This window comes from Haloplanus salinarum (genome assembly GCF_009762275.1).
Classification (GTDB): domain Archaea; phylum Halobacteriota; class Halobacteria; order Halobacteriales; family Haloferacaceae; genus Haloplanus; species Haloplanus salinarum.
In genome coordinates this window covers 2678348-2704528 of sequence record NZ_CP034345.1, presented here as the reverse complement: position 1 = coordinate 2704528, position 26181 = coordinate 2678348, and the positions used below count along the sequence as shown (strand labels likewise).

Sequence of the window (26181 nt, the reverse complement as noted above, 5' to 3'; positions counted from 1 at the left end):
GGGGGTTGGGTCGGCTGGCGGTTATGGCTGTCGGGAGATCAGTTCTCGGAGTCCTGGCGGGCGTTCAGCTTCGCCTGCTCGCGGGCGCTCGGGTTGACCGACTCCTTGAACGGGACCTCCGCGACCGTCGCGTACGCGGGCTCGCCAGACTCCTCGGCGTACTCGTCGGGCAGATGGACCGCGAACTCCAGATCGAGGTCCTCCTCGTAGATCTCGTCGTTCAGGAGCGCGTCGGTCTCGGACTGTAGCTTCTCCGCGGGCACGAACCCGAGTCCGATGTTCGTCTCGAGGTCGGGGTTCCACCACGGCGAAGTCATGTAGCCACACTCCTGGCCCGTGTCGGGATCCGAGATGATCCAGAAGTCCGGCGCGTACTCACGGATCGGCTCGCCGGCGATCTTCAGGCCGACCAGCTTGAGGTTGAAGGGGTACTCGCCGTTCTCGATCAGCTCCTTCTGGCGTTCGAGTTCCGCCTTGCCGACGTAGTCTGCGTCCTTGTCGTCGGGGACCTGGTAGCCGAGGTTGACCTGGAACGGCGAGGTCTCGTGATCCATGTCCTGCCCCCACGAGAGGATGCCGGCCGCGATCCGGCGGTGGTGACCGGGGGCGATCTGTCGACCGCCGTGGGCCTTCACCGTCTCCATCACGGGGTCCCAGACGCGCTCGGCGTTCTCGCTCGCGTCCTGGACGTAGATCTCGAAGCCCTTCTCGCCGGAGAAGCCGGTCTGGCTCACCAACACCGGACAGCCGTCGATCTCCGCCTCCATCAGCCCGTAGTAGGGGATGTCGCTCACCTCGTCGCCGACGACCTCGACCATCACGTCCTCGGAGAGCGGTCCCTGGATCTGCATCGGCGCGACGTCGATCTCGTCGATCTCCACGTCGAAGTCCATCCCGACGTTGACACCCTGGATCCACTGCATGAGCGTCGAATCGGAGATGGAGAACCAGAACTCGTCCTCCGCGATCCGCAGGAGGATCGGGTCGTTCAGGATGCCGCCGTCCTCGTTACAGAGGATGACGTACTTCCCGTGCATCGGGTCGATCTCCGTCGCGTCGCGCGTGATGAGGTGGTTGGTGAGCGCCTCCGCGTCCGGTCCCTTGACGCGGATCTGTCGCTCCACCGCGACGTCCCACAGGGTCACGCTCTCGGTCAGCGCCTCGTACTCCTTCATCGCGCCGCCGTCTTCCGGCTCGACGAGGCCGCGCGGATGGTAGATCCGGTTGTAGACCGTACAGCGCCACGCCCCCTCCTCGTTGAACGACTTGTGGAAAAAGGGCGACTTCCGGACCCGCGTCGAGACGAGCATCTCGATGCCCGGATCGCCGGTCTGTCGTAGGTTCCGTGGCAGCGTCCGATCCGACTGATCGATCTCCGGGTGGTTCGGGTGGGCGTCGGCCGAGGAGTGGTCGTCTGTCATCGATCGTAAACGTTGGTCTCCGGACGCATAAGGATACACCTCAGCTATCTCGGGCGTATAAGAGGGATCCGCCGAGCGGCATCTTCTGTTAACAGATATAGTATTGTTAATTAGAGGACGTTCTCGTTCCGTACGACCGAGCCAAAGCGTCAAGACACTCCCCTTCGAACCCGGGCGTATGAGTTCGAACGACGAGCGGCGCGACGTCATCGTCGTCGGCGTCGGCGGCATGGGCAGCGCGACTGCGTACCACTTAGCCGACCGGGGGGTCGACGTGCTAGGACTGGAGCGGTACGACATCCCTCACACCAACGGTTCCTCCCACGGCATCACCCGCATCATCCGGCGGGCGTACTACGAACACCCCTCGTACATCCCGCTGATCGAACGGGCGTACGAGCTCTGGGACGACCTGGCCGACGAGACGGGGCGGCCGGTGATCCACCGGACCGGGTCAATCGACGCGGCCCCGCAGGGCAACGAGGTGTTCGAGGGGTCGCGCCGCTCCTGTGAGGAGCACGACATCCCCCACGAGGTGTTGACGGGGGCGGAGTGTAACGAGCGGTTCCCGGGCTACGACCTCCCCGCGGACTACCGGGCGGTCTACCAGGAGGACGGGGGCTTCGTCGTCCCGGAGCAGTCCATCGTGGGCCACACCGAGGCCGCCCAGGCGCGGGGTGCCGAGATCCGTGCCCGCGAGGGCGTCTACGACTGGGCACCGACGCCGGACGGCGGCGTCCGCGTCTGGACCGACCGGGACACCTACGAGGCGGATCGGCTCGTCCTCGCGGCGGGCGCGTGGAACTACAAACTCGCGGACGCCCTCTCCGGGCTGGCGGTGCCCGAGCGACAGGTGCTCGCGTGGTTCCAGCCCGAGACCCCGTCGCTGTTCGAACCCGACAACCTCCCGGTCTGGAACATCGAGACGCCGGAGGGACGGTTCTACGGTCTCCCCATCTACGACGTGCCGGGGTTCAAACTCGGCAAGTACCACCACCTCGACGAGGCGGTCGACCCTGACGACTACGACACCGACCCCCAGCCACAGGACGAGGTGGTCCTCCGCGACTTCACCGAGAAGTACTTCCCGAAGGCCGCCGGGCCGACGATGAGCCTCGCCACCTGCATGTTCACCAACTCCCCCGACGAACATTTCATCCTCGACCGACTACCGGATCACCCCCAGGTGACCGTCGGCGCGGGCTTCTCCGGCCACGGCTTCAAGTTCGCGACCGTCATCGGCGAGATCCTCGCGGATCTGGCGGCCGACGGCGACACCGATCACCCCATCGAGATGTTCCGTCTCGACCGGTTCGACCGCGCTTAAACGTCGCAGGTGAGGCACCCGGAACCTTTTGATCGGTTCGGCGAGACGTACGGGACGTTCCATGAGTGCGGATACCTCACTCCCGGAGTCGGCACGGACCGTCGTCGTCGGGGCCGGCGCGGTCGGCTGCAGCGTCGCGTACCACCTCTCGGCGCTCGGCGCCGAGGACGTCGTCGTCGTCGATCAGGGCCCGCTGCCGGTCACCGGCGGATCGTCGACGCACGCGCCCGGTATCATGTTCCAGACGTCGCCGTCGAAGCTCATGACGAAGACGGCCCACTACACCAGTCGTCTGCTCTCCGACGCCGGCGTCTACGACGAAGTCGGCGGCATCGAGGTCGCACGATCGGAAGAGCGGATGGACTTCCTCCAGCGGCGGGTCGAACACGCCACCGCCTACGGCCTCCCAGACCCGCAACTACTGACCCCCGCGGAGGTGACCGACTACCTCCCGCTGGTGAACGAGGACGCCATCCGCGGCGGCTACTACTCGCCGACCGACGGCCGAGTCGACGGCGTCGCCGCCCTACAGTGGTACATCGAGGAGTCCGACGCGGACTTCTACGGGCACACGGCGGTGACCGACCTCGACGTGACCGGCGGCGAGGTGACCGCCGTCGAGACCGACCGGGGGACCATCGCCTGTGACCGCTGTGTGCTCGCGACGAACAACTGGGGCTACAAGACCGGCAAGCTCGCCGGCCTCGACCTGCCGATCGCTCCGGTCGAACACCAGTACGCGGTCACCGAGCCGCTTGCCGACCTCGCCGGCGCGGACCCCGCGACCCGCGTCGACACCGCGGACCTGGAGGTGCCCGGCGACCGCCGCATCGCCGACGCGATGGGCAAGGCGCCGAGCCGCCCGGTCGGGCGCGACCAGGACCACTCGCTTTACTTCCGCACCCACGGCGACGCGCTCGGCCTCGGCTCGTACAACCACGAGTCGCTGACGGTCGACCCCGACGCCATGGGCGAAAACACCGCGGAGCGACAGGCCTCCGTCCACGACTTCACCGACGAACACTGGGAGCGGGCGACCCACCCCGACCGCGACACGTCGCCGAAGCGGGCCTTCGAGGAACTGCTCCCGGTCACCGAGGGGGTCGACTTCTCGGCGACCGAGAACGGCATCTTCGTGTTCACCCCCGACGGGATGCCGGTGCTGGGCGAGACGGCCGCCGTCGACGACCTGTGGACCGGGCTCGCCATCTGGTGGACCCACTCCGGCGGGTACGGGAGGATACTCGCGGAGTGGATGGAGACGGGCGTGCCGAAGCTTCCCGACGGCCCCGTCGACACGGGCGCCATCCACGTGAACCGGTTCGCACCCCACGCCGGCAGCAAACGCTACTTCGTCGACCGGGGGGGCACGCGGTACCGCCAGGTGTACAGCATCGTCGAACCCAACTGGCAACCCGACGATCACCGCGGCCTCCGGCGGAGTCCTTTCCACCGTCGGCAGGAGGAACTCGGCGCCGAGTTCGTCCAGAGCGGCGGCTGGGAGTCCGCCCAGTGGTACGAGTCGAACGCCGACCTGATCGACCGCTACGCCGACCGCATCCCCGAGCAGGAGGGGTGGCAGGGGATCAACCGCTCGCCCATCGAGGGGGCCGAACACCTCCACACCCGCGAGCACGTCTCCATGTTCGACATGACGTCGTTCAGTTCCATCGCCGTCGAGGGCGCGGGGGCCGCCGACTTCCTCCAGCGGGTCTGTAGCAACGACGTCGACGTCGACCCGGGGCGGGTGCGGTACTCGCTCCTCCTGAACGAGGGCGGGAACATCCTCGCGGACGTGACCGTCGTCCGGCTCGGCGCCGACGAGTTCGTGGTGACCACCGGCGGCGGCAACTCCCCGGGCATCCACGGGGCCTGGCTGAAGGAACGTGCCCCGGACACCGTCTCGGTCACCGTCGAGGAGGGCGCCCGCACCACCGTCGGGCTCTGGGGACCGAAATCGCGGCTCCTGCTCCAGCGCGTGACCGACGCCGACGTCTCGGCCGAGGGGTTCCCCTACTTCTCCGCCAAGCGGCTGTACGTCGGCGAGGTGCCGGTGCTCGCGCTCCGGGTGTCCTACGTCGGCGAACTGGGCTGGGAGCTGTGGGCGCCCGCTGAGTACGGCGGACGCCTCTGGGAGGTCCTGTGGGAGGCGGGACAGGACCTCGACGTGCGCCCCATGGGCGGCGGCGCGCTGGAGTCGATGCGCCTGGAGAAGGGCTACCGACTCTGGGGGACGGACATCGACACCGACGTCGGTCCGGTCGCGGCCGGCCTGGAGTTCGCCGTCGACACGGACACCGACTTCGTCGGCAAGGCGGCGCTGGCCGAGCGTCGCGACTCGGGCGTCGACAGCCGGATCGTCCCGCTCACGCTCGACGACTCGACGGATCGCCTGCTGAGCGGCCGCCCCGTCACGAAGGACGGCGAGACGCTCGGCTACGTCCAGGCCGCCGACTACGGCTACAGCGTCGGCGCCTCCATCGCCTACACATACGTGCCGACGGAGCACGCGGACCCCGGAACCGCGGTCCGGGTCACCTGCGAAGGGGAGACGTACGACGCCACCGTGCGCGAGGAACCGCTGTTCGATCCCGGTCGGGAGAAGATCCTGCGCTGACACCCGGGACCCGACGCTTCACGGAACACCAAGCTTTATCTGACATAACGAGAACCAATCTATGTGGCTCACTGCCATGGGTGCAGCTACCCATGCACAGGAACCGACGACCCCCCGCGAGTGGCGGTGGAGCGACCGAGCGGTCGCGGACAACACGACAACCGACGATACGAGCACACGACCCATGAACGACCCACGACGGACGACCGGCGACTGCTGGACGGAGGTACAGTATGGCTGAATCGGACGAGACGACCGGCGAGATGTCCGACGGGTTACAGGTTGAGCTGTTCCACCCGGACTCGGACCGCGAACCCGGCGACACCAACATCCAGGCGCTCGGCTTCGACATCCACCCCGTCGTCTTCCCGGTCGCGCTGGTGATCATCGCCCTCTTCATCGCGATCACCGTCTTCTTCCGAACGCTCGCGCAGGCGTTCGGGTGGACGATGGTCGTCACCCAGGAGACGGCCCAGGAGAACGGCTGGGAGGTCCTTCGACAGATCCAGGACGGCGTCGTCGTGTACCAGACGGCCAACGACGCGTACAACGTCATCTTCAACTTCATCGGCACCAACTTCGGCTGGTTCTACCTGCTCGCGGTGAACCTCTTCATCGTCGTCCTCCTCTTTTTCGCGTTCAGCAAGTACGGCAAGATCAGGATCGGCGGCGTCGAGGCCGAGAAGGAGTTCAGCGACTTCTCGTGGATGGCGATGCTGTTCAGCGCCGGGATGGGGATCGGCCTCATGTTCTTCAGCGTCACCGAGCCGATGTTCTACTTCAACACGCCGCCGTCCTACTTCGGCGCCGAGGCCGGTACCGGCGCCGCCGCCGCGGCCGCGATGGCCCAGACGTTCTTCCACTGGGGCTTCCATCCGTGGGCCGTCTACGGCCTCGTCGGCCTCGGCCTCGCGTTCTTCTCGTTTAACCGCGGGCTCCCGCTCACCTTCCGGTCGATCTTCTGGCCGCTGCTCGGCGACCGGATCTACGGGTGGCCGGGCCACGTCATCGACCTCGTGACGGTGTTCGCGACGCTCTTTGGCCTCTCGACGTCGCTGGGGCTGGGGGTCGCACAGGTGAACAGCGGGCTCTCCTACGTCTTCGGCAGCGGGATGCTCGGTGTCGCGGACGTTCCCACCGGAACGACCCCGCAGGTGTTGCTCATCGCCGGCATCACGGCCATCGCCACGCTCTCGGTCGCGGCGGGTCTCGACGGCGGCGTCAAGCGCCTGAGCACCATCAACCTCTACCTGATGTTCGCCCTGCTCGGGTTCCTGTTGCTCGTCGGCCCGACGGTGTTCATCCTGGGGACCTGGGTCGAGGGCCTGGGCGCGTACTTCCAGAACATCCTCGGACTCGGCTTCTTCACCGGCACGCTCTCCCCCGCGGCCAACGGGACGCCGACCGGGTGGACCGTCTTCTACTGGGGCTGGTGGATCGCGTGGTCGCCCTTCGTCGGGATGTTCATCGCCCGCATCTCGAAGGGGCGCACCATCCGCCAGTTCGTGCTCGGCGTGCTGTTCCTGCCCTCGCTGTTCTCGACCATCTGGCTCTCGACGTTCGGCGGCAGCGCGCTGAACAGCGCGCTCGGCGGCGGTGCCGTCCAGACCCAGTACACCGAACTGGGCTACGGCGCCTTCGAGACCCTGGGGATGTTCATCACGCTGAACCAGTACCCGCTCGGCATCGTCTCGGGGCTGCTGGCGACGCTGCTGGTGATCACCTTCTTCGTCACCTCCTCGGACTCCGGATCGCTCGTCATCGACCACCTGACCTCCGGTGGCAAACACGACGTGCCGAAGGCCCAGCGTGTCTTCTGGGCGGTCACCGAGGGTGCCGTGGCGTCGGTGCTGCTGATCGGCGGCGGACTGACCGCCCTGCAGACGGCCGCGATCACCACCGGCCTCCCCTTCGCCTTCATCCTCTGTCTCATGTGTTACACCGTCTACCTCGGGCTCAGCAACGAGTACGAGATCCTCGAATCCGAGGAGTTCGCCGAGACCATCGAAGAACTCTCCGACCGCGAGAACGTCGACGTGGTGACCGCCGGCGACGAGATGGTGACGGACGTCAGGGAGGGCGACGACGCCGCAAGCAGCGACTGACGGCCGCCCCTCGGCCGGACCGCCTCGGCACCGGCGTCGACCGACCCTCGCCCGACGATTTATTTCGACCGCAGCCCTAGGCGGAGCCGTGGCCGACGACTCCTCCGGTCTCGTCCCGACGCTCGGTTCGGCCGGCAGACGGACGTTCGAGTGGCTCCGGTGGATCGTCGGACGGCTGCTCGCCCCGCTCCGCGTCGGCGACGGCCCCAACGAGTTCCGCCTATCGAGCGTCGAGACCCACACCACCACCCTCGACGGCGACACCGGCTGGGCGTACCGGCCGCCCGCGACGCTCCGGTGTCCGGAGTGTGCGACCGACATCATCCAGGGCGGACCACGGGAACCGATCGACTGTCCCACGTGTGCGGTCGACCTGTCGCCCGAGCGGTTCGCCGACCTCGAACTCCTCGCCCTCCGGTGTCCGCTCTGTCGGACGCGGATGCAACACGGCCGACGCCACCCCGAGACGTTCGACGTGCCGGAGTGGGCGACCTGTCCCAACTGCCAGTATCACTGGGAGTTCAAACACTTCTACTGAACCGGACGGTGGGTCGGGACTTTTGGGGCCGGCGCGCGTCGGGACGACTCGATGCCCGAGATCGTCCCGACGGTGCTGGCGGTGCTGATCGTCGTCCTGTTCGGCGTCGCGCTGTCGCTCATGACCGTGGGCCGGCTCGACGTCGCCGGGGTGACCTTTCTGAGCGCCAGCCTGCTGATCTACCTCCGGGAACGGTGGCTCGGGCGCGGGCCCGCGTCGTGACTCATCCGGAGTAATGTGACTGCGTACCGTGGTTCGCCAGGACAGTCCGGCGAACCACCGGTGCTGACTTACGAGTGTCAGTCGTTCATCCGTTCGCGGACGGTGACCACCGGAACCTCGGCGGTCCGGACCACCTTCTCGGCCGTGCTACCGAGCAGCGCCCGGAACCGCCCCCGGTAGGCGGTGCCGAGGACGACGGCGCTCACGCCCTCGTCCTTGGCGTAGTCGACGATCTCCTCGCCCGGCGAGCCGGTCCGGATCACCGTCACGCAGTCCAGGCCCGCCTCGCTCGCCATCTCGCAGACCTCCGTCGTGACCTCCTCGCCGTACTCCCGGTACCGTTCGCGCATCTCGTCCTCGTCGTCCCGGAGATACACCGTCCGTGGCGCTCCCGGGAGGTCGACGACGTAGAGCGCGTGGACCGTCGCCCCACAGGTCGCCGCGAGCTCGATGCCGTGCTCGGCCCCCTTCCGTGCCTCGTCGCTCCCGTCGAACGGGATCAGAATGGTTTCGTACATCTGTCTTCCTTCCTTACCAGTCGTTCTCCTGACGGGAGCAAATAACTTGGGGGCCGTCACTCGGCACCCTCGCGGGCGTCGTCGCCGTCGAATAGTCCCGAGAGGCCGTCCCCGTCGGCCTCCTCGTCGCCGAGGACGGCCCGGCCGAGCAGTCGGCCTCCGATGACCGCCGGGCTGACGACCGCGTCGGCGCCGACGGCCTCGAGTTTGTCGACGTGTCGCTGGTCGCTCGCCGCGGCGACGATCCGCACCCCCGGGGCGGCCTGCCGGGCGGCGACGACCGCCAGGGCGTCCCGGGCGTCGTCGTCGGTGGCGACGACCACGCCCCTGGCGGCGTCGATACGGGCGTCGAGCAGCGGTCCCTCGTCGGTCGGGTCGGCGGTCAGGACGTTCACCTCCCGCTCGTCGAGGGCGCTCGCCCGGTCGGCGTCGGGGGTCACGACGACCACGTCCGTCGTCGCCGCGAGTTCGTCGAGAAGCGGTTCCGTCAGGTCGCCGTGGCCGAGGACCAGCACGTGATCCTCGAGCAGTGTGAGTTCCGAGGCGGTCATGGTTCCGAAGGCACTGGAGATCCGCGATTCGAGCGCCGGGATGAGCAGCGATCCCGTGGCGACGGTGAACGCCCCCGTCCCGAGGACGATCACCGAGAGCGTGAACAGCTTGGTCACCTGAGTCGTCGGCGTCGCGTCGCCGTAGCCGACGGTGGTCCCCGTGACGATGATGTAGTAGAAGGCGTCGGTCAGGCTCCGGACGCCGGCGAAATGTTCGCGCATCGCGTAGGTGCCGACGGTGCCGTACACCTGCACCGCGACGAAGGAGAGCAGGGCGACCGTCTGGAACGGGGTGAGATCCAGCGCCCGATCGAACCCGCTCCGGTTCGCCGCCACCAGCGGGAGGCCGACCGCCGCCGCGACGAACGGCGCGAGGTCGGTCGCGTCCCCCGTCACCAACGGCACCGCGAGGAGGGCCGGATACAGGACGAGTGCCCCGTCCCACGCCAGTCGGTAGCCGGCGCGCAACCCCGCCGCGACGACGATCAGCAGGAAGGCGAGGAAGACGCTCGCGAGCGGCAGGATCGCCGCCACCCCGGGCGGGAGGAACGCCGCCAGCGGCCCGGTCGGGGCGACCGACCCTTGACTGAGACGCGAGAGGCCGGCGACGAACGCCAGGGTGGCGGCCGCCCCCGTCACCAACACCGCGGTCCGTGCCCCGGAGAACGCCCGCCAGTAGACCAGCGGCACCCGGTCCGGCCGGTGGAAGAGTTCCTCGAGCGCCGTGTCGGTCGACGGGTCCGGGGGATCGGCGGCCACGACCGACCCATTCGTGACGGCGAACCAAAAAGTGTGAGTCGACGACACGCATATGAGCCCGGCCGCCGACGTGTGTGACATGGCGACACAGGGAGCGAGCGGCGTCGAGCGTCTCGTGCGCGCGGCGCTCCTGCCCGTCTGCGTGGCCGCCGGGGTCGTCGTCGTCTCGGGGTTTTTCTTCCCCTGGATCGTCGGCGGCGTCGTGAGCGGCCGGGGGTGGCTCGTCGTCTCCCTGCTCTTTTTCGGCTCCGGACTGGCCTACCTGGCCCTCCTCCCGCTCGACGACCCCGCCGCCGACGCCGACGGCCGGCCGGGCGCCCCCTACCTCCTCCGGGTGCGACACGTCGCCTGGCGCAACTGGGCGAGCGGCTTCCTCGCCCGACAGGACCCGATCACGTTCGGCGTCCCGGTGCTGGTCTTCGCCGCCTTCTTCGCCGTTCGGCTCGCCGCCCCGACGGCGACGACGGCGGCCGTCACCGCCGCCGGCGACGTACTGTTCGGCGAGTTCGCCCCGCTTTTCGTCGTGGCGACGTTCCTGGCCGTCTGCTACGCGTTCTTCCTCTTGGTCGGCCCGTGGGGCGCGATCAAACTCGGGGGACCCGACGCGGAGCCGACCTACACCTACCCGACGTACTTCGCGATGGTGTTCACCGCCGGCATCGCCGCCGGCATCGTCTTCTGGGGGCCGGCCGAGTCGCTCTTTCACTACGGGTCGCCACCGCCGGCCGCGGACGTCGCCCCCCGTTCCGACGCCGCCGTCGTCGTCGCCCTGAGTTACGCGTTCTTTCACTGGGGCGTCTCCGCCTGGAGCGCCTACCTCGTGCTCGGCGTGCCCATCGCGTACTTCACGTACTGCCACGGCGCCCCTCTGCGGGTCTCGACGGTGCTGGCGCCGTTCCTCGGCGTCGACGGCCTCGACGGCTACGCCGCGCGGACCGTCGACGTGCTCGCCGTCTTCGCCACCATCGGCGGCGTCGCCACCTCCGTCGCCATCGTCGGCCGGCAGTTCCTCGCCGGCGTCGGCTTCCAGTGGGGGGTCGGCTTCGGCGGCGTCGGCGCCCTCCTCTTCGTCGCCGGCCTCGTCGTCATCTACGGGGTCTCCGCCGAGAGCGGCGTCCAGCGCGGCATCCGGCGCATCGCCGGCGTCAACCTCCTCCTGTTCGTGCTCTTCGCGGCGCTCCTGCTCGCCGTCGGTCCCCGCGGGTTCGTCCTCGATACCGGGACCGCGGCCCTCGGGCGGTACGCGGCCGAGTTCGTCCCGATGAGCCTCCGGGGCGGCGGGGAGTGGGCCGCCGAGTGGACGGTCTGGAACTGGTCGTGGTGGTTCTCCTGGGCGCCCTTCGCCGGCCTCTTTCTCGCCGCGCTCTCGAAGGGGCGACGGGTGCGGACCGTCGTGTTCACCGGCGTCGTCGCCACCTCGGCGGCCTCCGTCTGCTGGCACCTCCTGCTCGGCGGGACGGCCCTCGGGCTCCAGCACTCGGGGCGGGTCGACGCGCTCGGCGCCGTCGCGACGAACGCCGGTGCCGAGGCCGTCGTCGCCTTCCCGGTCTTCGCCGCCCTCCCGCTCAGCCGCCTCCTCATGTTCCTGTTTCTCGCGCTCATCGTCGTCTTCATCGTCACCTCGGCGGACACGTCGACGCTCGTCGTCTCCATCCTGGCGACCGAGCGGGGACACGCCCCCACGACCGGCAGCATCGTCTTCTGGGGGGTGCTCCAGGGCTGTGTCGCCGGCGCCGTGTTGCTGGTCGGCGGCGGCGAGTCGCTACAGACCGCGGCGGTGGCGACCGGCGGCCCCTTCGCCCTCCTCTCCGTGCTCTCCCTCGTGGGGCTGACCCGGACCTTCCGCCGACACGAGCGGGGGCATCCGACACTCCTCGACCGGGCGGCCGTCGCCCTCGTGGCGACGCCCCTCGGGCGGTTCGTGCCGTTCGACCGGGAGAACTAGCGCGACCGCTCGACCGGCCGAAGATCGGTCGGCCCCTTGTCGAAACCGAGCCAGACGCTCAACAGCGACGCGACGACGAGCAGATACGGGGGGTAGAGTGCGACGGCGACGTAGACTGCCGTCGTCGGCGTGAGGGATCCGGACCGATAGAGCCAGCCCAGGACGACGAGGCCGAGGACGCCTCCGGCGAGGACGCCGAGTCGGAAGGCGCTCCGTGCGGCCGGGCCGGGTGCGGGCGTCGGGTCGGGATCCACCGACATCGATGGCTCGACTACGCGTGCGCACCGCTTAAGCCGACCGATTCCGAGTGGTCGTCTCCCGTCGGGACGGCGTCACTGCGTGGCGATTTCGGGTGACTCCAGGGAGACGGTGTCGAACCTCGACCGGAGGCACTCGGCCTCCTCGGGGAGCGCCGCCGCGACGACGTAGCGGGCGTGTTCGTCGAAGAACTCGAGCAGCCCGCGGATGCGCTCGGCGTCGAGCATCTCGATGGCGTCGACGACCACGATCGGTACCGTCGCCGACACGTCGTGGACGAGGTAGCCCGACAGGGCGATGACCAGGCCGACCACCTCGCGTTCACTCTTGCTCAGGGTGTCGACCGCGGCGCGGTAGACGGCGCCGTCGTCGGTCGTCCGCACCACCTGCAGGTCGAAGACCGTCCCGCCGTCCACGTGCCGACGGTCGATCCAGACCCGCTCGATGCCGTCGTAGTCGAGGCGGTCGAGCACGCGCTCCATGCACTCGTTGACCGTCTCGACGGCCTCGCGCTCGATCCGGTCGATCCGGTCGCGGAGGTCGTCGAGGCGGTCGTCGACGTCCGCCCGTTCCTCGCGGAGCGAATCGGCCTCCGTCGCGGCCGCCTCCGCGGCCTCGATTTCGTCCCCGACCGCCGCGAGTTCGCGTTCGAGACGGCCCCGCTCGTACTCCAAGTCGCTCACCTCGCGGTGGCGCTCCAGCAGGTCGTCGTCGGCCTCGGCCTCGTCGAGGTCCGCCTCCAGGTCGCGGATCCGCTCCTCGGCGGCGTCGATCCGCTCCTCGAGGTCCGAGATCGTCCGTTCGCGGTCCTCGATCTCCCGTTCGAGGCGTCGCCGCCGGTCCTCGAGGTCCGACCGCTCCTCGAGGCGGGTTTCGAGGTCCGACCGCCGCTGCCGGCACTCCTCGATGCGCGCCTCGACGCTCGATCGCTCCTCCCGTTTCGCCCGGAGGATGGCCTGGACGGCCTCCACCTGCTCGCGGACGTCGGCCCGCTCGACCGACTGGCCGCAGGTCCAGCAGGTGATCGACTCCGCGGCCGGGTCGAGTCGGTCGACGACCTCGCCCTCGTCGAACCCCTCGGGCAGCCGGCTATCGGCGAGGAGCGCCTGGTTCACCTCGACGATCGGCCGCAGGGCGTCGATCGTCTCGTCGAGGCGTCCCTTACGCTCCCGGAGCGCGGAGAGGTCGTCGTCCACGGCGTCGAGCCGCGATCGGACGCTCTCGCCGCCGAGATCGGCGTCCAGCGCCGACAGCTCCGCCTCGACGGCGTCGAGATCGTCGCGGAGCGACTCGACGGCGCGTCGCTTGGTGTCCCGGCGGTCGCGGAGGCGCTCTCGTTCCGCGCGGGTGTCGTCGAGGGAATCGAGGAGGTCCTGCGTCGCCTCGGCGGCCGCCCGGTAATCCGTCTCCGCGAGCGCCGCCCGTTTCGATTCGAGCCGGTCGCTCACCTCGTCGCGTCGCTCCCGCAGTCGGCGCGCACGGACCTCCAGTTCCGGGATTGCGTCGGCTCGCTCGTCGAGGTCCGCGATCCGTTCGTCCAGTTTTGCCCGTCGCTCCCGCAGTCGGTCGATCTCGGCGTCGATCGCCTCGGTGTCGACCGGGCGCATGAGCAGTTCGTGGAGGTCGCCGCCGTCGACGACGGCCCGCCGAACGGGGTTGTCCTCGTCGAGGCGGACGAAGCAGTCGACGAGCGTCGCGTCCGTCGTGTAGGGGGTGGCGTCCTTGACGAGGGTTCGGCCGGCAGCGTCGTCGTCCGCGCTCCCTTCCTGGCGGCCGAGTTCGACCGCGTAGTGCTCGCCGTCGAGGTCGAGCGTCACCGATCCGGTCTCGGCGCCGCCCCGGAGCGGCGGCGGCGAGCCGCCGAGGACGGCCCCCAGGCTCCCCAGCAGCGACGACTTGTTCGACGCGTTCTCCCCCGCGACGACCGTGATGCCGGGCTCGAACGTCACCGACGCCCGCTCGATGCCGCCGACGTTCCGGACGCTGACCGTCATCCGCTCGTCAGCCGCGTTCGACTCGTCGACCGTCATTGTGGTGGACCCCGACGTCTCCCGTCGAGTGTATCCGTCGTACGACGGGGCTGGCCTATTACGTTTGTGCCTGACTGCCGGGTGCTGTTCAGATTAGCTGATTCCATGCGAAGGCGAACGATCTGAGCCACTCGTTTGCAGTTTCTGCTTCGGCCTTGCTAAAACAGTTCGAGAAACTGGTAGTTCTGCGTTTTACTTCACGAAAAACACGTTCGACGCTGTTCCGATTTCCATGACGTTCGTATCTGAAATCGAGGCCGTGGCGACGGCAGGCGTCGTTCAGCGGTTTCGCACCGTCGACGAGAAACACCGCGTCGTCAACGTCGTGTTTCTCGCGTAATTCGCGAAAGAACGAGTAAGCGATAACGTTCGTTCTCGTCGGTTCGAGCTTTGTATGGAGTAATTCGTTCGTCTCCGGATCGACCGCGGCGTACAGCCAATACTGCTCGTCGTTGAGTCGGATCACCGTTTCATCAACCGCAACGTGATCCGGGCATCGACCCTCTTCGGGCTGTAGATCGGCCTTGTGAACCCAGTTATGAACGGTGGATCGTGCGCGTTCAACACCGAATATCTCAAGTATGGAAACAGTATTCGAAAGTGACAGTCCAGCAAGATGGAGCTGAATACTGAGCTTCATCAACAGCCGAGGTGTTGCCTCTCGTTCCACAAAACCTAACTCGATTCGGTCGATACACCCGTTGAGGCTAGCGTTTTCGGGCATGAACAACTTAGAAAACGCTACGCCTCACCTTTCAATCCTTATCTGAACACGAGGGACTGCCGCCGGCGCCGGGGCGGGATCAGCCGTCGCGACACGCACACCCGCCGCGTTCGAGCAGGCGGAGGAGGCGGTACTCCTCGCCGCAGGTCGTACACGTCACGCGTGCGTCGACCGACACCGACAGTTCCCCGGCCTCCAGGGCGGCCGTCTCGGACAGCCGCGAGAGCTCCCGCTCGGTGACCGCCTCCGCCCGGCCGAACAGCCCGTAGACGGTGTCGGTGACGGTGCGCTCGTCGACCGACTCCGCCTCCCGGCCGGTGTCCACGTCCGCACACTCCCGGAGGTGCGTGCGGACGGTGCCGTAGGTGACGAAGTCCTCGCGGAGGCGCTCCACGTCGACGCCGGCGCGCGTCAGTCGGTCCCGAGCCTCCGTGCGCGCCGCGTCGCTCACGTCGTCGCCGGTCAACAGCCGGTAGACGTTCGCCGCCTCGTCGTCCAGGAGTTCCATCCCGGCCGCCCGCATCGCCGCCGCGAGCACCTCGCGGTTGAAGAAGCGTTCGAGGTCACGGAGGCTGTCGCCGCCCGTCCGCCGTCTACGGACCAACCGCTCGGGCAGCGTCGACAGTCCCCGACTGGCACAGACGTCGTCGATCTTGCAGCCGCCGTCGTCCCCGTCGCCCTCGGCCATCGTCGGGAGGGGTACGCGAGTCGCCCGGATAAGTTCCGCGCCGCGACCGAGCCAAGGCTTAACCCCACCGTGACGAAAGGGGGGACGATGGCGTCGCTCCGCGCTCGCGTCCTCCGACCGTCCGGACCCGAACTCGCGGTGTTCGTCTCCGGGGTCGCCAGTATGGGTCTGGAGATCCTCGCCGGACGGATCGTCGCCCCGCAGTTCGGCTCCAGCATCTACACCTGGGGGAGCATCATCGCCGTCTTCCTCGCCGCGCTCTCGCTCGGCTATCACCTCGGCGGACGGCGGGCGGCCGATCGCGCCACCGACGAGCGCCTCGCGTGGCTCCTCCTGGGAACGGCCGCCTACGTCGCGCTCGTGGTGTTCGCGAGCGACCTCCTGCTGGCGACGGCCGGGGCCGTACCCCTGCCCGGCCGCTTTGCCTCCCTGCCCGCCGTGGCGCTCCTGTTCGGGCCGCCGACGTACCTGCTGGGGTTCATCAGCCCCTACGCCGCCGAACTCTCCGAGACGGAGGGCGTGGGGGCGGCGTCGGGTCACGTCTACGCCGTCGGCACCGTCGGCAGCATCGTCGGCGCTTTCGGGACGACGTTCGTCCTGATCCCCGCGCTCGGGGTGGAGGCCATCGGCGTCGGCTTCGGGCTGTTGCTCGTCGCGACGGCGCTGTGGCTCACCTGGCGGGGCGGCCGACGGGAGCCGACCGTCGCGAGCGTCGTCGTCGCCCTGCTGGTCGTCGGCGCCGGCTTCAGCGGCACGCTGGGCGTCTCGCCCGGCGGGCCCGTCCTCCACCAGACACAGACGCCCTACCAGGAACTCGAGGTCACCCAACTCGGCGACGTGCGGACGCTGTACCTCGACGGCCAGCCCCACAGCGCGATGGACGTCTCCGATCCCGACCGCCACGTCTTCGATTACACACGCTACTTCCATCTCCCCATGCTCATGACCGAGGACGTCGACCGGGTGCTGTTCGTCGGCGGCGGCGGGTTCACCGGCCCCAAGCACTTCGCCGAGGCGTACGACGTCACCGTCGACGTGGCCGAGATCGACCCGGCGGTGATCGGGGCCGCGAAACGCTACTTCGACCTCGAGGAGTCCGAGCGACTGAACGTCCACAACACGGGCGGTCGACAGTTCCTCCGGGAGACGGACCACACCTACGATCTGATCGTCCTCGACGCCTACAAGAAGGACAAGGTCCCCTTCCAGTTGACCACCGTCGAGTTCATGCGCCTCGCCGAGTCGCGACTCGACGACGACGGCGTCCTCTTCGCCAACCTGATCTCCGCCCCCAGCGGCCCGGCCTCGAAGTTCTACCGCGCGGAGTACAAGACGATGGCGCGGGTCTACCCGCAGGTGTACACCTTCCCCACGGCGGAGGGGAGCGCCGTCCAGAACGTGGAGGTCGTCGCCACGAAGTCGGACGAACGGCTCACCGAGGATGCGTTACGGCGGCGAAACGACCGGCGGGAGATCGGGATCGACCTCCGCCGGGAGATCGGATACTACCGGCCGCCGCCGCCGACCGACGACGTGCCCGTTCTCCGGGACGACCGGGCGCCGGTCGACGCCCTCCTCGACCCGATGGTCGGCCGTCGGTACGTGGTCCAGCGAACCGCCGAGAACGGGACGGAAGCGCCGGCACGTCGCCGGCGCGGCCGCTCGCCGGTTGGCGTCTGATACGGATTATTGTAACCGTTTACCGGCGGTTCGCCGGGCTGTCCAGGCGAACCATCGGTACTGGCTTACAATAAACAGTATGAGGGAATACGGACGTGATCGTCACCGCGAGGTGACGGCCTCGTCGTGTTTAAACCCGAACGACGTTCGTCGCGCGGGGGCCCTTGGGGGCCTGTTCGATGTCGAATTCGATCTCGGTCCCCTCGGTCAGATCCTCACCGCCGACGTCCTCCATGTGGAAGAAAACGTCCTCGTCAGCATCCTCAGTATCGATGAAACCGTAGCCGCCAGTGTCGTTGAAGAAATCAACCTTACCGTTTGCCATTGCGTCTACGACGAACCCGGGTGTACTGTTAAGCGTTCCGCATTCGTCCGTGAAACGGCCGTCGGATCGTTCGAATATGCGAAAATGAACGTCACATCGAACGAACGACGTTTCGGAACTTCGAACCGGATTCGTCGCCCGTAGCGTCGAACCCGGGCGTCGAAACCACGTTTTCGTCGGTTTCGTGTGACGATCGATCCGTCGACGGTCGGCGCTACGTCCGGATCTCGATTTCGGTCCCTTGGGTCGCCTCGGCCATCACCGGCAACCGGACTTCGAGGATGCCGTTGGTGTACTGCGCCGTGATCTCCTCGTCGTCGACCGTCTTCGGGAAGCGGAACCGGCGGTGATACGTCCTGCGCTCCCCGCGTTGCTCGTCCGCGTGTTCGGCGGCGACGTTGAGGACGGGGTCGTCCCAAGAGACGGTGATCTCCGCGGGATCGAAGCCCGGCATCTCGACGCTCAGGACGAACTCGTCGTCCTCCTCGTACAGTTCGTAGTCGTTGCGACCCGTCTCGAACAGTCGGCTCGGGAAGTCGGTGCTCTGGAGCCAGGAGTTCGCTGGACTGGTCGGGAGGGACATGGGTGGTCACCTCGCGTCCAGTAGGACGTTGTTTGTGGTTCGTAATAAATCTTGGTATAAAGAGAACTTCGAGGAAGTTTCTGAATGGCTGTCGAAGTTCGGTGGGGAGCGTAGAAGCCGCGTTCGGTCGTCTGTTTCCGAACATCCGTGACATCATATCACATTATAAAATCCTCGTATAGTTTATTTTGGGCGGAACTCGGGCAGCAAAATGGGACGGCCTCGGCACTCACGACTCGGGATCTATCCATAGTGGATGTGTTTAGCACGGCTATAGAGCCCGTTCGTTCCGTTACTGTTCGTCCAGCATCTGGATGCCTTGCTCCACGATCGCCTCGGTCACGAACAGGCTCGTCTCACGTTGGAGTGCCCGCATGAGTGCCGCCGCCTCGTCTCTATCTAGTAATTCCCGAGCGTGACCGAGCGCGATGACGCCGATAGAGCCGTGCACTTCGATGCCCGCGTCGGATGCTACCTCTCTGGCAGCGAGGTCGTCGGTTAGGAGAACGACTCCCCGCTCTTCAGCGACCGCAATCGCGGCGCGTTCTCCGGCGTCCAGTTTTTCAGTTACGACGCGGCTTTCATCGGCTTCGATGAGTTCGTATGAGAGGTCGGCCAACCCGTCGGGAACACCACCGGCCTCGACTTCCTTGGAAACCGTCTCTGGAACGAGGAGTGTATCAAACGTGGCGAACAGTTCGAGCGAATCGATTTCGGCGAGGTGAATGAGCGGTCCCGAATCCGAGACAGCCGCAAGCGTCACGCGTTCAAACCCCAGTCGACATCTTCCTCGACGACCTCACGCTCTCGCTCCGCTCGCTCGACTTTCGTCCGACCGACACGTTCGATTGTTTCCCCGCGGTCGAGTTCGCCGTCGAGGTACTGTGCGAGCACGAGGTCCTCCCACAGGTGTTCGAGACCGCGTTCGAGTGCCCGCTCGAGTACTTCGGACTCCGGAAGACCGCGGGCTTCAGCGATCTCTCGAACCCGGTCGGTGATCTCGGCGGCCATACCGTATGATTGCTCGGCAATGTTCTTAAATCCGTGTCTGCCTGCCCGACGACAATCTGACCGGGCCTATGTCTACCGTGGCCACAACCAGATACCCTTAGGCACTGAGTCTACCGTCAAAAATGGCGGCCTCGGCACTCATAGGGCTCGTCGTCGTCGGGTGCCACCCCGACTCGGAGTGGTGCGCTCGTCATCGGCCGGTGAACCGTCCGGGGTGGAGGCCCAAACGGGTTTCCCTCCGACGCCGCCGTGGGGCCTCGTCGCCCGGACGGGGTGGCGACATCACTCGATCCGGTCGCGGGCGCCGGCCACCAGAAGCGGGAGGGTAATCGTGGCATCGCCGAGGACGGTGACGTTCTTCGCCGACTTCTCCAGCTTCCCCCAGGACCGCGCTTCGTCGAGGGTCGCCCCCGAGAGGCCGCCGGTCGAGGCGGGGTCGGTGGTGAGCTGGACGCCGTAGTCGTAGGCCTCGGGCACCGTGAGCATCGTCTGGAGGACGAAGTTCTTCGGGACGCCGCCGCCGACGACCGTCGCCCCCGTCTTCTCGGCGTCGAAGGCCACGTCGGTGACGTTCGTCATGTCCGCGAGGGCATCGAGCGTGAACGACGACACCTGCGAGTGCATCCACGCCTGGATCCCCAGTACGGAGTCCTGGATCGCCGGCACGAACACGGGGACGTCGTGTTCGTAGGCCGCGGCGGCGATGCCTGCGTCCTCGGCCACGTCCTCGCGTTCGTTGACCTCGCTGTTCGCGCGGCCGAGTTCCCGCGTGAACTCGCTGATGGCGACGGTACCGTCGAACTCCGGGAAGACGTGCTCGCGGAGGTGGGTTTCGAACAGCGTGAAATGCTCCTGGGGGAGGTAGACGTTGTAGATGCGGTCGACCCCCTCGTCGCGGAGCTGCTCGTCGTGTTCGCGCTCCGCGCCCTCGGGGCCGGTCCGGCCGTGGTGGTGTTTCCCGCCGACGGCCTCGATGCTGTCGTGGGTGAGGTTGGCGCCCGTCGTCACCAGCGCGTCGATGTGGCCGTCGCGGATCAGCTCCGTCACCACCGACCGCATCCCGCCGGGCACCATCGCGCCCGCGAGGCCGAAGAAGTTGGTCACGTCGTCTCGGCCCAGCATCTCGGCGTAGACGTCGACCGCCCGGCTCAGGTCCGCCGCGCCGATGCCCGCCTTGCCGTACTCCGTCGCGAGGTCGCCGACCGTCATTCCCGCCCACACCTCGGCGTGACCGAGCGGGTCCTCGTGGAACTCCTCGCGGGGTACCTCGCCGCCCTCGTCGCCGTCGTCGTCGGTCATGTCCGGGCCTCCGCGTCCGAGCGGTTTCAACGGTCCGATCCCGCGCGCCGCTCAGAGCCCCGTCGGATGCTCGACGTACGTCGTCTCGATGCCCCACTCCTCGAGCAGGTCACCGACCCGCCGGACGCCGAACGTCTCGGTGGCGTAGTGGCCCGCGAGGAAGACGTTGACCCCGCGGTCCCGGGCCTCGTGGTACGCGGCCTGTTTGCCCTCACCCGTCACGAGGGCGTCGAGGCCGGCGGCGGCGGCCGCTTCGATCCAGTCCACGCCGCTCCCGGTGACGATGCCGACCTCCCGAATCTCGTCGGGACCGAAATCGAGTACCTGCGTCTCGGTGTCGAGTTCCCGGTCCAGACGGGCGGCCAGGTCGTCGACGGCGTAGGGCTCAGCCGCCGTCCCGCGGGTGCCGACGACCTCCGGACCGTACGCCCCGAACGGCTCGCGGTCCCGGAGTCCGAGGACGTCGGCGACGCCGGCGGCGTTGCCCAGTTCCTGGTGCCCATCCAGCGGTAGGTGGGAGACGTACAGCGCCACGTCCTCGCGAACGAGCGGCGCCACCCGATCGTAGTGGAGGTCGGTGAGTCGGTCGAAGCCGTCCCAGGCGAGGCCGTGATGGACGAGAAGGACGTCGGCGTCGCGCTCGATCGCTTCGTGGATCGTCGCCCCGGCAGCGTCGACGGCGAGGGCGACGCGCTCTACGTCGCCCTCCCGGTGGCCCACCTGCAACCCGTTCGCGCTCGCGTCGAGGTCGGCGTAGTCGTCGGTGCGTAGTTCCTCGTCGAGTCGGTCGGCGAACTCGCTGCGGTCCATACCGGCCCGTCGGCCGGCGGGGATTTGTAGGCTACGGGCCGGCGTGCGCGAAGACGAAATCGCGGAGGAGCGCGCCGGCGAGGGTCGCGGCCTGCCCGTCGTCGCGGTCGTTCACCTCGACGGCGTCGACGCCGGCCGCGTCGGGGGCGACCGCCCGGACGACGTCTCGGATCTCACGGGCGGACAGCCCGCCCGGTTCCATCGTTCCGGTGCCCGGCGCGACCGCCGGATCGGCGGCGTCGACGTCGACACTGAGGTAGGTCGTCGCCGCGTCGAGGTCGACCGCCGCGGCCATGGCCTCGCGGACGGCGTCGGCCCCCCGCTCGGCCACCGTCTCGGGTGGGAGGACGGTCACGTCGTCCTCGCGTGCCCGCGCCCACTCGGCCTCGCTCCCGGCGCGGGCGCCGACGATCACGGCGTGATCTGCCGTATCGAGCGCCCGGCGGGTCACGCAGGCGTGGCTCCAGGGGTCGCCGTCGAACGACTCCCGGAGGTCGAGGTGGGCGTCGAGACAGACGAAGAGGTCGGGGTCGACCGCTCGGACGCCCGCGACGGTGACGGTGTGTTCCCCGCCCAACAGCACGGGCGTGGCGCCGTCGTCGACGGCGTCCGTCAGTTCGCCCGTGAGGAAGTCGACGTACTCGGCGGCGTCGCTCCAGGCACGGAGGTCGCCGGCGTCGTGGACGCCGAGTTCCGAGAAGTGTCGGTCGGTGTGGTGGTCGTAATCCTCGAACGATTCGGCGAACCGCCGGATCCGATCGGGGCCGAACCGTGCACCCGGCTGGAAGGTCGTCGAGCGATCGAGCGGTGCGCCGACGACGACGTACGCCGCAGCCGCACGGTCGGCGGTCGCACCGGGAAACATCTACACGATCTTCCGCTGACCCTCGTACTCCAGATATTCGATCTCGTCGTCCGGCGAGAGATCCTCGTCCTCGGGGATCCGCATCGTGAACGTCTCGTAGGTGTCGAGGTCCATGATCTGGGCGTCGTCGCCGGAGACGGAGACGACCTGTCCGCCCTTCCGCTCGACGATGGGCACCCACACCTTCGCGTCGACCGGCTGGCTGAGCGATCGCTTCTTGCCGTCGAAGACGCCCGTCCCCTCGATGCGAGCCTTGGCACTCCCGTGTTTCCCCGGTTTGGCCGTACTGTACGCGTTGATCTTACACGGGGAGTCCTCCATCATCACGTAGCTCCCCTCCTGCAGTTCTCGCACCTGCTTTTGCTCTCTCGCCATACGGATCGATAACGGAAGGCGGTGTATAAACGGTTTGGAAAGCTCTGCGCGGCGTATTCGTTACGCCGGCGACGGATCGTTCGTCCCGGCGGCGACCCTCCCCGTCCCGGCGGCGACGCCCTACTCGTCGCGGCGGCGACGCCCTACTCGTCCCGGCGGCGACGCATCTCCTGTCTGGTGAACTGGGGCCGCGCACGCACGCCGCGTTTCCGCCGCAGCGAACGATAGAGCAGGAGGCCCACGGGGAGGGTGATGACGCCCGCGACGATGGCCGCCTCGGGCGCCTGATTGAACGAGTAGAGGATGGCCGTCGAGAGCACACCGACGGCGGCCAGGATGCTGTAGGCGATGCGCTTCGCGAGTTGATCCAACACGTCGTGCTCGTCGTCGATCTGGATCTGAACGGTGAGGTCGTCCCGTTTGACCCGATCCAGCACGTCGTCGAGTTTCGGCGGGACCGTCACCAGCGAGCGGGCCGTCTCCTCGAGTTGGTCGCCCGCGGACTCCACGGCCTGCCGAACACCCTCCTCGCGGTACCCCTGTTCGGAGAGGTAGTCGGTGGCGACGCTGATGAAGTCGAAGTCGGGGTCGAGGGTGACACAGACGCCCTCGACCACCGTCGCGACCCGCATGATGAGCGCGAAGTTCCGCGGCAGGCGTAGCGGGAACTCGTAGATGGTGTCCTCGACCTGCTGGATGACCTGCTGGACGCGGTACTGCTCGAGGTCCTCGCCGCGCACGTCCGCGATGGCGAGTTCCATCACCTGCCCCATCACCTCGCGGTCGGCGGTGGGACTGAGCGTCCCCATCTCGACCATCGAATCGAGGATGCCGTCGATGTCCTGGTTGGCGACGGCGATGTAGAAGTCGACGATCTTGTCCTGGAAGAACGCGTCCACGGTCCCGCTCATGCCGAAGTCGTAGAAGATGATCGAGCCGTCCTCGGCGACCGACAGGTTGCCCGGGTGCGGGTCGGCGTGGAAGACCCCGTCCTCGATGATCATCTGGAGGTAGATGCGCTGGAGGCTCTCGGCGAGGTCGCTCCGGTCCAGCCCCATCTCGTCGAGGCGGTCGACGTCGTTGATCTTGGTCCCGCTGATGTACTCCATCACGAGGACGCGCTCGCCGGAGAGTTCGTCGACGGCCCCGGGAATGCGGATTCGGTCGTTGCCCTCGAAGTTCTCCCGGATCTCGCCGAGCATCCGACGCTCCCGCGAGTAGTCCATCTCCTCACGGATGGTGTCGGAGAACTCGTCGGCGAGGTTCGACACCGAGAAACTCCGCGCCTCGTCGGTGAACCGGAGGAGGATGGGCAGGAGCCACGCGATGGCCCGGAGGTCCGCCTCCACGAGGTCCTCGACCCCCGGCCGTCGGACCTTGATCGCCACCCGCTCGCCCTCGTAGGTGGCCCGGTAAACCTGCCCGAGGCTGGCACCGCTGATGGCCTCGCGCTCGAAGTCGTCGAACACCTCGTCGACCTCGCCGACGTCGGCTTCGAGGACGGGCCGCGTCTCGGCCCACGGCGCCGGCGGCACGTCGTCCTGGAGGCTGGTCAGGACGTCGATGTACGCCGGCGGGAGGACGTCCGGCCGGGTCGACAGCAGTTGCCCGAGTTTGATGAACGTCGGCCCGAGGGTGAGCAGCGAGTCGAGGAGGCGGTCGGCGCGCTCCCGCTGGGTCTCCGGGTCGACGCTGCGGCGGCCGCCGAACAGGAAGTACTTCCGGCGGTCGCGCCAGTACGCGATGATCAGGGGGAAAAACTGGTAGAGGACGCGGACGAAGCGCCAGTACGCGCGGAGGTTGACCAGCGTAACCACCCGGGCTTACGCGTCCTCGATGGGGATGGGCTGCTCCGGCGCGGCCTCGTACTTGGGGAGTCGGAGTTCGAGGATGCCGCGGTCCGTCGACCCCTCGGCCCCCGCGCCCGTCGCGTCCGGCGGGAGGGGCAGCTCCGCGTCGAGGAAGAGCGGCCGGTCCTCGCGGACGTACTCGAAGGACGGGGGGAGATCCTTCTCCCGCCGGGCCTCGATGTGCAGGCGACCCTTCTCGACGCGGACGTCGACGGTGTCCGCGGTGGCCCCCGGCAGGTCGACGACCAGCAGGTAGGCGTCCTCGCTCTCGAGCAGATCCGCGAACACTGCTTCGGGGAGGTCCCGAAGCGCGTCCCGCAGTGCTGACATGGGATGGGGTAAGGCGCGGGGATCGAAAAAGGCCGCGGTGTCGGCGGCCGCCCGCGGCCGTCGGCCCCCGCGGGCCGGCTACGGGTTTTTGTATCCGCGAACGCAAGGACGGGTATGAGTCACGACGACCTCGAACGCGCGGGGTTCAAGGACCGAACCCGCGTCGCCGAGGCCCTGGAGACCGTCCTCGAGACGGTCGCCGGACACGACCGAACCGAGCGGGTGGCGCTCGGCCGAGCCGACGGCCGGGTCCTCGCCGAGACGGTGACCGCCCCGTCGCCCGTCCCCGGCTACGACCGCGCGGCGATGGACGGCTACGCCGTCCGCGCCAGCGACACCTTCGGCGCCAGCGACCGGTCGCCGACCGTCCTCCGCGAGGGCGAGGGCGCCGTGAACCCCGACGAGGCCGTCCGGGTCCACACCGGCAGCGACCTGCCCGAGGGCGCGGACGCCGTCGTCATGGTCGAACACACCGAGACCGTCGGCGACGAGGTGGAGGTGTTCGACGCCGTCGCCGAGGGCGAGAACGTCGGCGACGTCGGCGAGGACGTCGCCGAGGGCGAGCGACTGTACGAACCGGGCCACCGGATCCGCCCCTCGGATCTCGGCCTGCTGAAGTCCGTCGGCGTCGACCAGGTCGAAGTGTACGACCCGCCGACCGTCGGCGTGATCCCGACGGGCGAGGAACTCGTCCAGCGCGACCCCGAGCCCGGCGAGGTGATCGAGACCAACGGCCTGACCGTCTCGCGCATGGCCGACCGCTGGGGCGCCATCCCGACCTACCGGAACGTCGTCGACGACGACCCCAACGCCATCCGCGCCGCGATCCAGCGCGACCTCGCGAAGGACGTCGTCGTCACCACCGGCGGCTCGTCGGTCGGCGAGCGCGACTACACCCCCGAGGTCGTCGACGAGTTGGGCGAGGTACTCGTCCACGGCGTCGCCCTCAAACCCGGCCACCCCGTCGCCCTCGGGGTCGTCGAGGGGACCCCTGTCGTCATGCTCCCGGGCTACCCCGTCGCCTGCATCGTCAACGCCGTCCAGTTCCTGCGGCCCATCCTCAAACGCGTCGGCAACATGCCCGTACCCGAACACCCGACCGTCGAGGCCGAACTGTCCCGGAAGATATCCAGCGAACCCGGCACCCGGACGTTCGCCCGGGTACGCCTGAGCGAGGGCGACGGGGACCGCCCGGTCGCCGAACCCACCCGCGCCAGCGGGTCGGGCGTCCTCTCGAGCGTCGCCCTCGCGGACGGCTGGGTCGTCGTCCCCGAGGCCCGGGAGGGGTACGACGCCGGCGAACGCGTCGCGGTCGAGGACTGGGAGTGGTCGGCGTGACCGACCGTCGAG

The 26181-nt window shown here is 68.2% G+C and carries 26 protein-coding genes; 9 read left to right on the top strand and 17 right to left on the bottom strand.

What is annotated here, in order from left to right; translation table 11 throughout:
* Positions 1-38: 38 nt before the first annotated feature.
* Entirely contained in the window at positions 39-1421 is a 1383-nt protein-coding gene (locus tag EI982_RS15310; RefSeq protein ID WP_157690511.1) for an aminomethyltransferase family protein, read from the bottom strand.
* 178 nt (positions 1422-1599) lie between these two features.
* Here EI982_RS15310 and solA point away from each other — a divergent pair, with 178 nt between their 5' ends.
* The 6 genes from solA to EI982_RS18505 all read left to right on the top strand — a co-directional run bounded on the left by solA (position 1600) and on the right by EI982_RS18505 (position 8230).
* On the top strand, positions 1600-2748 hold the full coding sequence (solA, locus tag EI982_RS15305) for an N-methyl-L-tryptophan oxidase (protein WP_157690510.1): 1149 nt from the start codon (positions 1600-1602) through the stop codon (positions 2746-2748).
* A 61-nt stretch (positions 2749-2809) separates the two neighbouring features.
* Positions 2810-5365: a GcvT family protein gene (locus EI982_RS15300; protein ID WP_157690509.1), complete on the top strand. Its 2556-nt coding sequence runs from the start codon at positions 2810-2812 to the stop codon at positions 5363-5365.
* A gap of 61 nt (positions 5366-5426) precedes the next feature.
* Complete coding sequence (locus tag EI982_RS15295) at positions 5427-5606, top strand: hypothetical protein (protein ID WP_157690508.1); 180 nt, start codon at positions 5427-5429, stop codon at positions 5604-5606.
* A complete protein-coding gene (locus tag EI982_RS15285) occupies positions 5599-7470 on the top strand; it encodes a BCCT family transporter (RefSeq protein WP_199243658.1) in 1872 nt (623 codons plus the stop codon). Before EI982_RS15295 ends, EI982_RS15285 begins: the two co-directional genes overlap by 8 nt.
* 88 nt (positions 7471-7558) lie before the next feature.
* Positions 7559-8008: a hypothetical protein gene (locus tag EI982_RS15280; protein WP_199243657.1), complete on the top strand. Its 450-nt coding sequence runs from the start codon at positions 7559-7561 to the stop codon at positions 8006-8008.
* A 51-nt stretch (positions 8009-8059) separates the two neighbouring features.
* The gene (locus EI982_RS18505; RefSeq protein WP_199243656.1) at positions 8060-8230 is read left to right on the top strand and encodes a hypothetical protein; all 171 of its coding nucleotides are present in this window, start codon (positions 8060-8062) and stop codon (positions 8228-8230) included.
* 77 nt (positions 8231-8307) lie between these two features.
* On the opposite strand, the gene EI982_RS15275 is transcribed toward EI982_RS18505, so the two are convergent.
* Positions 8308-8748 carry a universal stress protein gene (locus EI982_RS15275; RefSeq protein ID WP_157690507.1) on the bottom strand — a complete coding sequence of 147 codons (441 nt, stop codon included), beginning with the start codon at positions 8746-8748 and terminating at the stop codon, positions 8308-8310.
* A gap of 56 nt (positions 8749-8804) precedes the next feature.
* Positions 8805-10058, bottom strand: a complete 1254-nt coding sequence (locus tag EI982_RS15270) for an NAD-binding protein (RefSeq protein WP_157690506.1) — start codon at positions 10056-10058, stop codon at positions 8805-8807.
* Between the two features lie 79 nt (positions 10059-10137).
* Here EI982_RS15270 and EI982_RS15265 point away from each other — a divergent pair, with 79 nt between their 5' ends.
* A complete protein-coding gene (locus EI982_RS15265; RefSeq protein WP_157690505.1) occupies positions 10138-12003 on the top strand; it encodes a BCCT family transporter in 1866 nt (621 codons plus the stop codon).
* Here the strand turns inward: EI982_RS15265 and EI982_RS15260 are convergent.
* The 4 genes from EI982_RS15260 to rdfA all read right to left on the bottom strand — a co-directional run bounded on the left by EI982_RS15260 (position 12000) and on the right by rdfA (position 15703).
* Positions 12000-12263, bottom strand: a complete 264-nt coding sequence (locus tag EI982_RS15260) for a hypothetical protein (protein ID WP_157690504.1) — start codon at positions 12261-12263, stop codon at positions 12000-12002. The two genes, EI982_RS15265 and EI982_RS15260, sit on opposite strands and share 4 nt — an antisense overlap.
* Before the next feature lie 72 nt (positions 12264-12335).
* Positions 12336-14291: an archaea-specific SMC-related protein gene (locus tag EI982_RS15255; protein ID WP_157690503.1), complete on the bottom strand. Its 1956-nt coding sequence runs from the start codon at positions 14289-14291 to the stop codon at positions 12336-12338.
* A gap of 88 nt (positions 14292-14379) precedes the next feature.
* Positions 14380-15015: an IS6 family transposase gene (locus EI982_RS15250; protein WP_157690502.1), complete on the bottom strand. Its 636-nt coding sequence runs from the start codon at positions 15013-15015 to the stop codon at positions 14380-14382.
* A gap of 79 nt (positions 15016-15094) precedes the next feature.
* Positions 15095-15703 (bottom strand): rod-determining factor RdfA, encoded by a 609-nt coding sequence (rdfA, locus tag EI982_RS15245; protein ID WP_157690501.1) that lies wholly within the window; start codon positions 15701-15703, stop codon positions 15095-15097.
* A gap of 87 nt (positions 15704-15790) precedes the next feature.
* Between rdfA and EI982_RS15240 the strand changes: the two genes are divergently transcribed.
* Positions 15791-17383: a spermidine synthase gene (locus tag EI982_RS15240; RefSeq protein WP_157690500.1), complete on the top strand. Its 1593-nt coding sequence runs from the start codon at positions 15791-15793 to the stop codon at positions 17381-17383.
* 130 nt (positions 17384-17513) lie between these two features.
* On the opposite strand, the gene EI982_RS15235 is transcribed toward EI982_RS15240, so the two are convergent.
* The 10 genes from EI982_RS15235 to EI982_RS15190 form a co-directional block, all read right to left on the bottom strand.
* On the bottom strand, positions 17514-17708 hold the full coding sequence (locus EI982_RS15235) for a cold-shock protein (RefSeq protein WP_157690499.1): 195 nt from the start codon (positions 17706-17708) through the stop codon (positions 17514-17516).
* A gap of 214 nt (positions 17709-17922) precedes the next feature.
* Positions 17923-18291, bottom strand: a complete 369-nt coding sequence (locus EI982_RS15230) for an Hsp20/alpha crystallin family protein (RefSeq protein WP_157690498.1) — start codon at positions 18289-18291, stop codon at positions 17923-17925.
* 292 nt (positions 18292-18583) lie between these two features.
* The gene (locus EI982_RS15225; RefSeq protein ID WP_157690497.1) at positions 18584-19054 is read right to left on the bottom strand and encodes a PIN domain-containing protein; all 471 of its coding nucleotides are present in this window, start codon (positions 19052-19054) and stop codon (positions 18584-18586) included.
* Positions 19051-19302 carry a hypothetical protein gene (locus EI982_RS15220; protein ID WP_157690496.1) on the bottom strand — a complete coding sequence of 84 codons (252 nt, stop codon included), beginning with the start codon at positions 19300-19302 and terminating at the stop codon, positions 19051-19053. The genes EI982_RS15225 and EI982_RS15220 overlap by 4 nt, the downstream gene beginning before the upstream one ends.
* A 282-nt stretch (positions 19303-19584) precedes the next feature.
* Positions 19585-20601: a deoxyhypusine synthase gene (locus EI982_RS15215; RefSeq protein WP_157690495.1), complete on the bottom strand. Its 1017-nt coding sequence runs from the start codon at positions 20599-20601 to the stop codon at positions 19585-19587.
* A gap of 51 nt (positions 20602-20652) precedes the next feature.
* Positions 20653-21411 carry a Nif3-like dinuclear metal center hexameric protein gene (locus EI982_RS15210; protein ID WP_157690494.1) on the bottom strand — a complete coding sequence of 253 codons (759 nt, stop codon included), beginning with the start codon at positions 21409-21411 and terminating at the stop codon, positions 20653-20655.
* Positions 21412-21442: 31 nt separating this feature from the next.
* Positions 21443-22276, bottom strand: a complete 834-nt coding sequence (gene speB, locus EI982_RS15205) for an agmatinase (RefSeq protein WP_157690493.1) — start codon at positions 22274-22276, stop codon at positions 21443-21445.
* On the bottom strand, positions 22277-22651 hold the full coding sequence (locus EI982_RS15200; RefSeq protein WP_157690492.1) for a translation initiation factor IF-5A: 375 nt from the start codon (positions 22649-22651) through the stop codon (positions 22277-22279).
* Between the two features lie 143 nt (positions 22652-22794).
* A complete protein-coding gene (locus EI982_RS15195; RefSeq protein ID WP_157690491.1) occupies positions 22795-24468 on the bottom strand; it encodes an ABC1 kinase family protein in 1674 nt (557 codons plus the stop codon).
* Positions 24469-24474: 6 nt separating this feature from the next.
* A complete protein-coding gene (locus EI982_RS15190) occupies positions 24475-24831 on the bottom strand; it encodes an Hsp20/alpha crystallin family protein (RefSeq protein ID WP_157690490.1) in 357 nt (118 codons plus the stop codon).
* 114 nt (positions 24832-24945) lie between these two features.
* Between EI982_RS15190 and EI982_RS15185 the strand changes: the two genes are divergently transcribed.
* On the top strand, positions 24946-26169 hold the full coding sequence (locus EI982_RS15185) for a molybdopterin molybdotransferase MoeA (RefSeq protein ID WP_157690489.1): 1224 nt from the start codon (positions 24946-24948) through the stop codon (positions 26167-26169).
* The last annotated feature ends 12 nt before the right edge of the window (positions 26170-26181 follow it).

Bases quoted from the DNA above. Each gene is read 5' to 3' on its own strand.
- EI982_RS15310 (WP_157690511.1), bottom strand. From the start codon at position 1,421: ATGACAGACGACCACTCCTCGGCCGACGCCCACCCGAACCACCCGGAG.
- solA (WP_157690510.1), top strand. From the start codon at position 1,600: ATGAGTTCGAACGACGAGCGGCGCGACGTCATCGTCGTCGGCGTCGGC.
- EI982_RS15300 (WP_157690509.1), top strand. From the start codon at position 2,810: ATGAGTGCGGATACCTCACTCCCGGAGTCGGCACGGACCGTCGTCGTC.
- EI982_RS15295 (WP_157690508.1), top strand. From the start codon at position 5,427: ATGTGGCTCACTGCCATGGGTGCAGCTACCCATGCACAGGAACCGACG.
- EI982_RS15285 (WP_199243658.1), top strand. From the start codon at position 5,599: ATGGCTGAATCGGACGAGACGACCGGCGAGATGTCCGACGGGTTACAG.
- EI982_RS18505 (WP_199243656.1), top strand. From the start codon at position 8,060: ATGCCCGAGATCGTCCCGACGGTGCTGGCGGTGCTGATCGTCGTCCTG.
- EI982_RS15275 (WP_157690507.1), bottom strand. From the start codon at position 8,748: ATGTACGAAACCATTCTGATCCCGTTCGACGGGAGCGACGAGGCACGG.
- EI982_RS15265 (WP_157690505.1), top strand. From the start codon at position 10,138: ATGGCGACACAGGGAGCGAGCGGCGTCGAGCGTCTCGTGCGCGCGGCG.
- EI982_RS15260 (WP_157690504.1), bottom strand. From the start codon at position 12,263: ATGTCGGTGGATCCCGACCCGACGCCCGCACCCGGCCCGGCCGCACGG.
- EI982_RS15255 (WP_157690503.1), bottom strand. From the start codon at position 14,291: ATGACGGTCGACGAGTCGAACGCGGCTGACGAGCGGATGACGGTCAGC.
- EI982_RS15250 (WP_157690502.1), bottom strand. From the start codon at position 15,015: ATGCCCGAAAACGCTAGCCTCAACGGGTGTATCGACCGAATCGAGTTA.
- rdfA (WP_157690501.1), bottom strand. From the start codon at position 15,703: ATGGCCGAGGGCGACGGGGACGACGGCGGCTGCAAGATCGACGACGTC.
- EI982_RS15240 (WP_157690500.1), top strand. From the start codon at position 15,791: ATGGCGTCGCTCCGCGCTCGCGTCCTCCGACCGTCCGGACCCGAACTC.
- EI982_RS15235 (WP_157690499.1), bottom strand. From the start codon at position 17,708: ATGGCAAACGGTAAGGTTGATTTCTTCAACGACACTGGCGGCTACGGT.
- EI982_RS15230 (WP_157690498.1), bottom strand. From the start codon at position 18,291: ATGTCCCTCCCGACCAGTCCAGCGAACTCCTGGCTCCAGAGCACCGAC.
- EI982_RS15220 (WP_157690496.1), bottom strand. From the start codon at position 19,302: ATGGCCGCCGAGATCACCGACCGGGTTCGAGAGATCGCTGAAGCCCGC.
- EI982_RS15215 (WP_157690495.1), bottom strand. From the start codon at position 20,601: ATGACCGACGACGACGGCGACGAGGGCGGCGAGGTACCCCGCGAGGAG.
- EI982_RS15210 (WP_157690494.1), bottom strand. From the start codon at position 21,411: ATGGACCGCAGCGAGTTCGCCGACCGACTCGACGAGGAACTACGCACC.
- speB (WP_157690493.1), bottom strand. From the start codon at position 22,276: ATGTTTCCCGGTGCGACCGCCGACCGTGCGGCTGCGGCGTACGTCGTC.
- EI982_RS15200 (WP_157690492.1), bottom strand. From the start codon at position 22,651: ATGGCGAGAGAGCAAAAGCAGGTGCGAGAACTGCAGGAGGGGAGCTAC.
- EI982_RS15190 (WP_157690490.1), bottom strand. From the start codon at position 24,831: ATGTCAGCACTGCGGGACGCGCTTCGGGACCTCCCCGAAGCAGTGTTC.
- EI982_RS15185 (WP_157690489.1), top strand. From the start codon at position 24,946: ATGAGTCACGACGACCTCGAACGCGCGGGGTTCAAGGACCGAACCCGC.